Below are 10,649 nucleotides of genomic sequence, written 5' to 3'. Positions count from 1 at the left end.
GGATGCTCTACTGGCTTGCGAATCTCTCCCCGGAAGGGGCGGGCGGCGTCTTCAACCTGTTCCGCTACATCACCTTCCGGGCCGGGTTCGCCTTCTTCACCGCGCTGATCTTCGGCTTCATCTTCGGCCGCCCCCTCATCAACTGGTTGCGGCTGAAGCAGAAGAAGGGCCAGCCGCTGCGCGAAATCGGCCCCGACCACGTCCACAAGGGCGGCACCCCCACGATGGGCGGGCTGCTGATCCTGTCGGCGCTGACGATATCCACCCTGCTCTGGGCGCGGCTCGACAATGCCTATGTCTGGATCGTGCTGCTGGTGACGCTGGCCTTCGCGGCGCTGGGATTCGCGGACGACTACGCCAAGGTCAAGAAATTCACCCATGCGGGCGTCTCGGGCAAGGTCCGCATGGCGATCGGCCTGGCCGTGGGCGTGGTCGCCGCGATCGCCGCCGCCTGGGCGAACCCCGAGGCGCTGTCGGGCCAGCTGGCGCTGCCGTTCTTCAAGGACGCGCTGATCGACCTCGGCCTCTTCTACATCCCCTTCGCGATGATCGTGATCGTCGGCGCGGCGAACGCCGTCAACCTGACGGACGGCCTCGACGGCCTCGCCATCGGCCCGGTGATGATCGCCGCCGGCACCTTCGGCGTCATCGCCTATCTGGTCGGCAACCGCATCTTCGCGGATTACCTCGGCGTCCATTTCGTCCCCGGCACCGGGGAACTTCTGGTCTTCGTCTCGGCCCTGATCGGCGCGGGCCTCGGGTTCCTCTGGTACAACGCGCCCCCCGCCGCCGTCTTCATGGGCGACACCGGCAGCCTCGCCCTCGGCGGCGCGCTCGGCGCCATCGCCATCTGCGTCAAGCACGAGATCGTGCTGGCCATCGTCGGCGGCCTGTTCGTGGTCGAGGCGCTGAGCGTCATGATCCAGGTCTTCCACTTCAAGCGCACCGGCCGCCGCGTGTTCCTGATGGCCCCGATCCACCATCATTTCGAGAAGAAGGGCTGGGCCGAGGCCACCATCGTCATCCGCTTCTGGATCATCGCGCTGATCCTTGCTCTGATCGGCCTCGCGACCCTGAAACTCCGCTGATCCGTTCTTCTTCGCCCAAATATCCCGGGGGTCCGGGGGCTGGCCCCCGGCCTTCCCGTCACAGGAGCCACCGATGATCCCCGTTCAAGGCGTCCAGAACCAGACCATCGCCGTCCTCGGCCTCGGCCGTTCGGGCCGGGCGACCGCCGCCGCCCTGCGCGAGGGCGGGGCGCGCATCATCGCCTGGGACGACAGCGCCGAGACCCGCGCCGCCGCCGAGACTGAGGGGCTGCAACTCGCCGACCTTACCCACGACAAGGCGTGGGAGGAGCGGATCGACGCGCTCATCACCTCGCCCGGCATCCCGCATCTCTACCCGCAGCCGCACGCGGCCATCGCGCAGGCCTATGCGCGGGGCGTGCCGGTGGACAACGACATCGGCCTGTTCTTCCGCAGCTTCGCGACGCAGGCGTGGGAGGCGTTCGACACGGCCCCGCGCGTGATCTGCGTCACCGGCTCGAACGGCAAATCCACCACCACCGCGCTGATCCACCACATCCTGAGCGAAGCGGGCCGCCCTACCCAGATGGGCGGCAATATCGGCACGGGCGTCCTGTCGCTGGACCCGCCGATGGACGGCGAAGTCGTGGTGCTGGAACTCAGCAGCTATCAGACCGACCTTGCCCGCGCGCTGACGCCGGATGTGGCGGTGTTCACCAACCTGTCGCCTGACCATCTCGACCGACACGGCGGCATGGGCGGCTATTTCGCGGCCAAGCGGCGCCTGTTCTCGGAAGGGGGCCCCGACCGCTGCGTGATCGGGGTGGACGAGGCCGAGGGGCGTTACCTTGCCGGGCAGATGGGGCAGACGCCGCAGGACGACCGGGTGATCCGCATCTCGGTCGAGGAGAAGCTGGAAGGCCTCGGCTGGTCGGTCTTCGCCCGCAAGGGATTCCTTTCGGAATACCGCAAGGGCCGGCAGGTCGCCTCGATCGACCTGCGCGGGATCACCGGCCTGCCCGGCACCCACAACCACCAGAACGCCTGCGCCGCCTACGCCGCCTGCCGGGCCGTGGGCCTCGCCCCGCGCGAGATCGAGGCCGCGTTCCACAGCTTCGGCGGCCTGCCGCATCGCAGCCAGACGGTGGCCGAGATCGGCGGCGTGGCTTGGGTGAACGATTCCAAGGCGACCAACGTGGATGCGGCCGAAAAGGCGCTGCTGGCCTTCGACCGCATCCGCTGGATCGCCGGGGGCCTCGGCAAGGACGGCGGCATCGCCGCGCTGGCGCCGCATCTGAGCCGGGTGGTCAAGGCCTACCTGATCGGCCACTCCGCCCGCGACTTCGCGCTTCAGCTCGGCGAAACCCCACACGAGGTCGTGGAGACGCTGGATCAGGCCGTCGCGCTTGCGAGCGCCGAGGCGCAGCCGGGCGAGACGGTGCTACTCGCCCCCGCCGCCGCCAGCTTCGACCAGTATCCGAACTTCGAGAAGCGCGGCGAGCATTTCACCGCGCTGGTGGAGGCGCTGCGGGCGGACGGCTGAGCCGGGGCATTGGTGCGCTGAAGCGGATCTTACGCTTCGGCGCCCTGTAGGGTGCGCTTCAGCGGACCGCCCGCAACGCGCCGCCGCTTCACCTCACGCAATCATTTCTAGCCTCGCCCCGCCATCCGCGCTATTCTCCGCCCCAGACCCGGCAAACGGGCAGCCCGGCGACGGGCATGGCAGAGGCAGTGACAGCGGTGATCCCATGACCGAAATGGTCTTTGGCGCGACGCGTGTGCGTTCGGGCGATCCTATCCTTCCGCGCTGGTGGCGCACGCTGGACAAGTGGACGCTGGCCTGCGTGGTGGGCCTCTTCGCCATCGGCATCCTGCTGGGGCTGGCGGCATCGGTCCCGCTGGCGGAAAAGAACAACCTGCCGCGCTTCTACTACGTCACCCGGCAGGGCATCTTCGGCGGTGTCGCGCTGGTGGTGATGCTGGTCATCTCGATGATGTCGCCCCGGCAGGTGCGGCGGGTGGGGGTGATGGTCTTCGCCATCTCGTTCGTGACCGTCGCCCTGCTGCCGTTCATCGGCACGGATTTCGGCAAGGGCGCGACGCGGTGGCTCAGCCTCGGCTTCACCTCGATCCAGCCGTCCGAGTTCCTCAAGCCCGGCCTCGTCGCCCTGCTGGGCTGGTTCATGGCGGCCAGCCAGGAAGTGGGCGGCCCGCCCGGCAAGTCGTTCGCCGCGCTGATGACGCTGGCGGTGGTGGTGATCCTCGCCATGCAGCCGGATTTCGGGCAGGCGTCGCTGGTGCTGTTTTCCTGGGGGGTGATGTATTTCATCGCCGGGGCGCCGATGCTGTATCTGATGGCCGCCGCAGGGCTGGCGTTGATCGGCGGCGTCTTCGCCTATTCCAATTCGGAACATTTCGCCCGCCGCATCGACGGGTTCCTGTCGCCCGAGATCGACCCCCGCACCCAGATCGGCTACGCGACCAACGCCATCCAGGAGGGCGGGTTCTTCGGCGTCGGCGTGGGCGAGGGCACGGTGAAATGGTCGCTGCCCGACGCGCATACCGACTTCATCATCGCCGTCGCGGCCGAGGAATACGGCTTCATCATGGTGCTGATCGTGATCCTGCTCTACGCGACGGTGGTGTCCCGTTCGCTGCTGCGGCTGACGGGCGAGCGTGATCCCTTCGCCCGCATCGCCGGCACCGGGCTGGCCTGCGCCTTCGGCATCCAGGCGCTCATCAACATGGGCGTCGCGGTGCGCCTGCTGCCCGCCAAGGGGATGACGCTGCCCTTCGTGAGCTATGGCGGCTCGTCGGTGATCGCCTCGGCCATCGCGATGGGGATGCTGCTGGCGCTGACCCGCTCGCGCCCGCAGGGCAAGATCGCGGACGTGCTGGGGCGCGCGGGCCGATGAACGGCCGCGGTAAACTCGCGCTGATCGCGGCGGGTGGAACCGGGGGCCACATGTTCCCGGCGCAGGCGCTGGCCGAGCGGCTGCTGGCGCATGGCTGGCGGGTCAAGCTGTCCACCGACGAGCGCGGCGCCCGCTACGCGGGGGGCTTCCCGCCCGAGGTGACGCGCGAGATCGTGCCCTCGGCCACAACCGCCCGCGGTGGCCCGATCGGCAAGCTGACCGCACCGCTGAAGATCGGGGCGGGCGTCACCCGCGCCGTGGCCGGGCTGCGCCGGGACCGTCCGGCGGTGGTCGTGGGCTTCGGCGGCTATCCCGCCATCCCGGCGATGAGCGCGGCGGTGCTGCTGGGCCTGCCGCGCATGATCCACGAACAGAACGGCGTCATGGGGCGCGTGAACCGCATCTTCGCGCGGCGCGTGGACCGTGTCGCCTGCGGCACCTGGCCGACCGACCTGCCGGCGGGCGTCACCGGCATCCACACCGGCAACCCGGTGCGGCAGGCGGTGCTGGACCGCGCGGGTGCGCCCTATGCCCCGCCCGATGACGGCCCGCTGCATCTGCTGATCATCGGCGGCAGTCAGGGCGCCCGCGTCCTGTCGGACATCGTCCCCGCCGCCATCGCCGCGCTGCCCGAAACGCTCCGCACCCGCCTGAGCGTCAGCCATCAGGCCCGCGCCGAGGACGAGGCCCGCGTCACCCGCGCCTATGCCGAGGCCGGGGTGCAGGCCGAGGTGCGGCCGTTCTTCGCGGATGTGCCTGAACGGCTGGCACAGGCGCAGGCCGTGGTCAGCCGGGCAGGGGCGTCGTCCATCGCCGATATCACCGTGATCGGGCGGCCCTCGATCCTCATCCCCTTTGCCGCGGCGGCAGGCGATCACCAGTCGGCCAACGCCCGCGCGCTGGCCGAATCGGGCGCGGCGGTGGTCCTGCCGGAATCGGTGCTGGACATTGCCAGCCTGACGCGCGACCTGAACGCAATTCTCGCGGACCCCGCCCGCGCCGGCCGTATGGCGGCGGCGGCGCTCGCGCTGGGACGGCCCGACGCGGCCGCCCGGCTCTACGATCTAGTCACGGAACTCAGCTCATGAACGTAGCGACCAAGCTTCCCGGAGAACTCGGGCCCATCCATTTCGTCGGCATCGGCGGCATCGGCATGTCCGGCATCGCCGAGGTGCTGATGACGCTGGGCTACAACGTCCAGGGCTCGGACGCGAAGCGGTCCAAGATCACCGACCGGCTGGAATGCCTCGGCGCGCGCATCTTCGAGGGGCAGCGGGCCGAGAATATCGGGGATGCGGGGGTGGTCGTCATCTCCACCGCCATCAAGAAGGGCAACCCCGAGCTGGAGGAGGCGCGCCGTCGCGGCCTGCCGGTCGTGCGCCGGGCCGAGATGCTGGCGGAACTGATGCGCCTGAAATCCAACATCGCCATCGCCGGAACGCACGGCAAGACCACCACCACGACGATGGTGGCGACCCTGCTCGACGCGGGCGGGTTCGATCCGACCGTCATCAATGGCGGGGTGATCCACGCCTACGGCTCCAACGCGCGGGCCGGGGCGGGTGAGTGGATGGTGGTCGAGGCTGACGAATCGGACGGCAGCTTCAACCGCCTGCCCGCGACCATCGCCATCGTCACCAACATCGACCCCGAGCACATGGATCACTGGGGCAGCTTCGACAAGCTGCGGCAGGGGTTCGTCGACTTCGCCTCGGGCATCCCCTTCTACGGCCTCGCCGTCTGCTGCACCGACGATCCCGAGGTGCAGGCGCTGGTCGGCAAGCTGACCGACCGCCGGGTCGTGACCTTCGGCTTCAACGCGCAGGCTGATGTGCGCGCGATCAACCTGCGCTACGAGAACGGCACCGCGCATTTCGACATCGCGTTGCAGGGCGAGCGCGAGGATGACGGCACCGTGCCGCTGATCGAGGGCTGCACCCTGCCGATGCCGGGCGATCACAACGTTTCCAACGCGCTGTCGGCGGTGGCCGTGTCCCGGCATCTGGGCATCAAGAAGGACGAGATCCGCACCGGCCTCGCCAAGTTCGGCGGGGTGGGGCGGCGCTTCACCAAGGTAGCGGAAATCGACGGCGTGACGATCATCGACGATTACGGCCATCACCCGGTCGAGATCGCGGCGGTCCTCAAGGCCGCACGGCAGGCCACCAAGGGCCGCGTGATCGCCGTGCACCAGCCGCACCGCTATTCGCGCCTGTCGAGCCTCTTCGACGATTTCTGCACCTGCTTCAACGAGGCTGATGTCGTCGCAATCGCCGATGTCTATGCGGCGGGCGAAGAGCCGATCCCCGGCGCCAGCCGCGACGATCTGGTGCAGGGCCTCATCGCCCACGGCCACCGCCACGCCCGCGCGGTGATGGACGAAGCGGATCTGGTCCGTCTGGTGCGCGAGCAGGCGCGGCCCGGCGACATGGTGGTGTGCCTCGGCGCGGGGACGATCTCGGCCTGGGCGAACGCCTTGCCCGACCAGCTGCAGGTGCGCGCGGCATGACGATCCTGCAGCCTCAGCTTTGCGCGGCGATGGCGGTCCTGTGGCTGATCGCCGCAGCCTTCGCAGGCCGTCTGCCACCTGTGCGCCACTGGCAGGCGCTATGGGCGCTGATCGTGGCCGGCGTGCCGCTGCTCGGCTGGCTGACGCTGCACTGGGGCCCGATCGCGGGGCTTGCGGTGTTCCTGATCGGCGCGGTCCTGCTCGCACGGCGGGGGCAGGAGCCCGAATCGGGCGAGCGCGGCGACGGGATGGCCGATGGCGAAGGCGACGTGGCGCGATGATCGACGACTATGCCTTGCCTGCCGCGCTGGCTGTCACGCTGCCCGGTCTGCTCGCATGGCTGGCCGCGCGGCGCTTCGGGCTGTCCGGGCTGATGGGGGTGCTCGTGATCTGCGCCGTCGCGGCGGTTGCGGGCTGGTCGCTCACGCGTGACGTGCTGACGGGCGATCCGCATCTGCGCCGCTCGGGAATGATCTTCTTCGTGATCGTGCCGGGGCTGGTGTCGCTGGTCCTCGGTGCCGTCGCCGGCTTCTGGGAGGCGCTGCGCAGGCGCTGACCCCGCGCCGGGCCCGCAAGACGCTTGACGGGTGCCCCTGCCGGTGAAAGCCGGCGACGAAGGGTGCCGCGCCCGACAGCCAGGACCCCACGGCCTGTCTTTCCCGGCCGGTTGCGCGCGCCTTCCCTGTCGCCTAAGGCCACGCCCGAGCGAAGGAGACACGCCATGCCCGACCTTCCGACCCCGCGCGGCACGCTGACCGAAGGCCGACCCCTGGCCGACCTGACCTGGCTGCGCGTCGGCGGCCCGGCGGACTGGCTGTTCCAGCCGGCCGATCAGGCCGACCTGTCCGCGTTCCTGCGCGGCCTCGATCCCCGCGTCGAGGTCTTCCCGATGGGCGTCGGCTCGAACCTGATCGTGCGCGACGGCGGCATCCGCGGCGTCGTGATCCGGCTGGGACGCGGCTTCAACGACATCACCGTCGAAGGCGACCGGGTGACAGCGGGGGCGGCGGCGCTCGGCACCCATGTTGCCCGTAAAGCGGGCGAGGCGGGGGTGGATCTGACCTTCCTGCGCACCATCCCCGGCAGCGTCGGCGGCGCGGTGCGGATGAACGCGGGCTGCTATGGCACCTACGTCGCGGACGTGCTGGCCGAGATCGAGGTGGTCGCCCGTGACGGCGCCGTGCTGCGGCTGGAGCCGCAGGATCTGGACTTCTCCTACCGGGCCTCGTCGCTGCCCGAAGGCTGGGTGGTGACGCGCGCGACCTTCCGCGGCGGCCTTGGCGATCCGGCGGAACTGGCCGAGCGGATGCGCCAGCAGATCGCCCGCCGCGACGAGAGCCAGCCGACGCGCGAACGCACCGCCGGCTCGACCTTCCGCAACCCGGCGGGCTTCAGTTCCACCGGTCGCGCCGACGACACGCACGAGCTGAAGGCGTGGAAGCTGATCGACGAGGCGGGGCTGCGCGGCTACGCGCTCGGCGGGGCGCAGATGAGCGAGAAGCACCCCAATTTCCTCATCAACACCGGCGGGGCGACGGCGGCCGATCTCGAGTCGCTGGGCGAGCTGGTGCGCGAGCGGGTCCGGGCCGTGACCGGGCGCAAGCTGACCTGGGAGGTGATCCGGGTGGGGGAGCCGCTGCCGACCCCGGCCATCGTCCGCGCCGGATGACTCCGCAGCTGTCTCCCCGGCTGGCGGCGGCGGTTCACGCCCTGCCCCTGCGCGAGGGGATGGCGGTGCTGGAGATCGGCTGCGGTCCGGGGGCGATGGCGCGAGAGACGGCGCGGATCGTTGGCGGCTCGGGGCATGTGCTGGGACTCGACCGTTCGGCCAGGGCCATCGGGCAGGCACGTGCCGCCGGCGGGCCTGCGTGGCTGGACTATGCCGAAGGCGCGATCGAGGATTTTGCCCCTGCGGACCTTGCGGGCCGATTCGATCTGGCCGTCGCGCTCCGCGTCGGCGTGCTGGACGGCCGCCACCCCGAGGGTGAGACCGCCGCGCTGCGCTGCATCGCCCATCTGCTGGCGCCCGGCGGGCAGCTCTTCATCGACGGGCAGGACGCCACGGCTCGCCTTCCTCGCTGAAACCCGCTGCGCGCCGCTCATGCCCCCTTCCGCTGTGCACCGCTTTGTGACTATCATGCCCGCATGACGTGCCGACACAGGCGCGCATCGGGGTTCAGGCAGGCCCCGACAACGATCACCGGGACAAACCCGGCGTGAACGAGGCGAAGACGTGGCGGGCGAGTCGAGCAGGACAGCCCACACCGTAGCGGTTCTGATGGGTGGCCCCTCGGCTGAGCGCGAGGTGTCGCTGTCGTCGGGGCGCGAATGCGCGCATGCGCTGCGGGTGGCGGGGTATCAGGTGGCCGAGATCATTCTCGGCCCGCAGGAGGGCGCGAGCCTTCCCGCCCGGCTGGCCGACGCCCGGCCCGATGTCGTCTTCAACGCGCTGCACGGCAAGATGGGCGAGGATGGGCGCGTTCAGGGCCTGATGGACTGGCTCGGCTATCGCTACACCCATTCGGGCGTGCTCGCCTCGGCGCTGGCGATGGACAAGACCCGCGCCAAGCAGGTGTTCCGCGACGCGGGCCTGCCGGTCGTGGAAAGCCGCCTCGCCTGCGCCGCCGAGGTCCGCGCGCGTCATGTCATGCCGCCCCCTTACGTGGTCAAGCCGAATGACGAGGGATCGTCGGTCGGCGTCTATATCGTGCGCGAGGGGAACAACGGCCCCGCGCAGCTTTCCGGCGACATGCCTGAGCATGTGATGGTCGAAGCCTACGCGCCGGGGCGCGAGCTGACGACCGCCGTGCTGGGCGACCGGGCGCTTGGCGTGACCGAGATCATCACCTCGGGCTGGTATGACTACGACGCCAAATACAGCACCGGCGGCTCGCGCCACGTCATCCCGGCCGAAATCCCGGCCGAGATCGACGCCGCCTGCCGCGACTTTGCCGTGCGCGCCCATGCGGCGCTGGGGTGCCGCGGCCTCAGCCGCACCGATTTCCGCTGGGACGACTCGCGCGGCCTTGCGGGGCTGATCCTGCTGGAGACGAACACCCAGCCGGGCATGACGCCGACCTCGCTCGCCCCCGAACAGGCGGCGCATGTCGGCATGGATTTCACGGCGCTCTGCCGCTGGATCGTGGAGGAAGCGCTGTGCAGGGACTGACGCCCTCCGACCGACCCGTGGCCATCGGCGGCCGTCCCGCGCCCGTCCGCCCGGTCGGCAGCCGCCCCCAGCCGCAGGCCAAGCCCGCGCGGCGCGACCCGGCGCCGTCGCGGCTGGCCTACCGGCTGCACCGGATCTGGCTGACCCCGATCTATCGCCGTGTGCTGCGGGTCGGCCTGCCCGCCTTCGCGTTGGCGATGGTGGTGGGCCTGTATCTGTCGGACGAGACGCGCCGGGCCGAACTCAGCGGCGGCATCACCGCGCTGGTCGAGAAGGTGCAGACCCGCGACGAGTTCATGGTCCACACGCTGCGGGTCGAGGGCGCCTCTCCGGTGGTCGAGAAGGGCCTGCAGGGAATGCTGCCGGTCACGCTGCCCGCGTCCAGCTTCGACATCGACCTCGCCGCGCTGCGCAGCCAGGTGATGAACCTCGACGCGGTCGAAAAGCTGGAATTGCGGATCATGCCGGGGGGCGTTCTGTCCGCCGTCGTGACCGAGCGGACGCCGGCGATGCTGTGGCGCCATGCGCGGGGGATCGAGCTGCTGGACGCGGGCGGGCACCGCGTCGCCTCGGCCACCTCGCGCGACGTGCGCCCCGATTTGCCGATGATCGCGGGCGAGGGGGCGGATGCGGCCGCCGTCGAGGCGATGGCGCTGATCGAGGCCGCCGGGCCGATCCTGCCGCGCCTGCGCGGGCTGGAACGCCGCGGCGCGCGCCGCTGGGACGTGGTGCTGGACCGGGGCCAGCGGATCATGCTGCCCGAGGACCGCGCCGTGCAGGCGCTGGAAAAGGCCATCGCGCTGGACCGGACCGGGGCGCTGCTGTCGCGCGACGTGACGGTGGTTGACCTTCGCGACGCCGATCGCCCGGCCCTGCGGATGGGGATCACCGCGCAGAACACGCTGCGGCGGGCGCGGGGCGAGCCGGAGCTGGGGCCGGACGGGCGGGTGATCGACCCGGAGGAAGCGGCGAAGGCCGCGGCGCAGGCGAAGACGGCGGGCAGCCCGCAGAACGGCTGAGACACCAGG

11 protein-coding genes are annotated in these 10,649 nt (G+C 70.5%); all 11 read left to right on the top strand.

Annotated features, from left to right (window positions below):
- Window positions 1-2 precede the first annotated feature (2 nt).
- The 11 genes from mraY to KTN05_RS02335 all read left to right on the top strand — a co-directional run bounded on the left by mraY (window position 3) and on the right by KTN05_RS02335 (window position 10,640).
- Window positions 3-1,088: a phospho-N-acetylmuramoyl-pentapeptide-transferase gene (mraY, locus tag KTN05_RS02385; protein ID WP_217327770.1), complete on the top strand. Its 1,086-nt coding sequence runs from the start codon at window positions 3-5 to the stop codon at window positions 1,086-1,088.
- A 73-nt stretch (window positions 1,089-1,161) separates the two neighbouring features.
- Window positions 1,162-2,571, top strand: coding sequence for a UDP-N-acetylmuramoyl-L-alanine--D-glutamate ligase (murD, locus tag KTN05_RS02380; protein ID WP_217327769.1), 1,410 nt, complete (start codon window positions 1,162-1,164; stop codon window positions 2,569-2,571).
- 205 nt (window positions 2,572-2,776) lie between these two features.
- The gene (ftsW, locus tag KTN05_RS02375) at window positions 2,777-3,943 is read left to right on the top strand and encodes a putative lipid II flippase FtsW (RefSeq protein WP_217327768.1); all 1,167 of its coding nucleotides are present in this window, start codon (window positions 2,777-2,779) and stop codon (window positions 3,941-3,943) included.
- Window positions 3,940-5,031 carry a glycosyltransferase gene (locus KTN05_RS02370; RefSeq protein ID WP_217327767.1) on the top strand — a complete coding sequence of 364 codons (1,092 nt, stop codon included), beginning with the start codon at window positions 3,940-3,942 and terminating at the stop codon, window positions 5,029-5,031. Before ftsW ends, KTN05_RS02370 begins: the two co-directional genes overlap by 4 nt.
- Window positions 5,028-6,452 (top strand): UDP-N-acetylmuramate--L-alanine ligase, encoded by a 1,425-nt coding sequence (gene murC, locus KTN05_RS02365; RefSeq protein ID WP_217327766.1) that lies wholly within the window; start codon window positions 5,028-5,030, stop codon window positions 6,450-6,452. The genes KTN05_RS02370 and murC overlap by 4 nt, the downstream gene beginning before the upstream one ends.
- Complete coding sequence (locus KTN05_RS02360; protein WP_254367919.1) at window positions 6,449-6,733, top strand: DUF2484 family protein; 285 nt, start codon at window positions 6,449-6,451, stop codon at window positions 6,731-6,733. The genes murC and KTN05_RS02360 overlap by 4 nt, the downstream gene beginning before the upstream one ends.
- Window positions 6,730-7,008 (top strand): hypothetical protein, encoded by a 279-nt coding sequence (locus KTN05_RS02355; RefSeq protein ID WP_217327765.1) that lies wholly within the window; start codon window positions 6,730-6,732, stop codon window positions 7,006-7,008. The genes KTN05_RS02360 and KTN05_RS02355 overlap by 4 nt, the downstream gene beginning before the upstream one ends.
- Window positions 7,009-7,173: 165 nt before the next feature.
- Complete coding sequence (gene murB / locus KTN05_RS02350; protein ID WP_217327764.1) at window positions 7,174-8,121, top strand: UDP-N-acetylmuramate dehydrogenase; 948 nt, start codon at window positions 7,174-7,176, stop codon at window positions 8,119-8,121.
- Entirely contained in the window at window positions 8,118-8,534 is a 417-nt protein-coding gene (locus KTN05_RS02345; RefSeq protein WP_217327763.1) for a bifunctional 2-polyprenyl-6-hydroxyphenol methylase/3-demethylubiquinol 3-O-methyltransferase UbiG, read from the top strand. Before murB ends, KTN05_RS02345 begins: the two co-directional genes overlap by 4 nt.
- A 196-nt stretch (window positions 8,535-8,730) precedes the next feature.
- The gene (locus KTN05_RS02340) at window positions 8,731-9,621 is read left to right on the top strand and encodes a D-alanine--D-alanine ligase (RefSeq protein ID WP_254367918.1); all 891 of its coding nucleotides are present in this window, start codon (window positions 8,731-8,733) and stop codon (window positions 9,619-9,621) included.
- Entirely contained in the window at window positions 9,609-10,640 is a 1,032-nt protein-coding gene (locus tag KTN05_RS02335) for a cell division protein FtsQ/DivIB (protein WP_371823253.1), read from the top strand. The genes KTN05_RS02340 and KTN05_RS02335 overlap by 13 nt, the downstream gene beginning before the upstream one ends.
- The last annotated feature ends 9 nt before the right edge of the window (window positions 10,641-10,649 follow it).

The organism is Paracoccus sp. Z118 (assembly GCF_019061185.1).
Taxonomy (GTDB): Bacteria; Pseudomonadota; Alphaproteobacteria; order Rhodobacterales; family Rhodobacteraceae; genus Paracoccus.
Note: the sequence above shows the minus strand (reverse complement) of the source record. Positions and strands in the feature narration are given on the sequence as shown.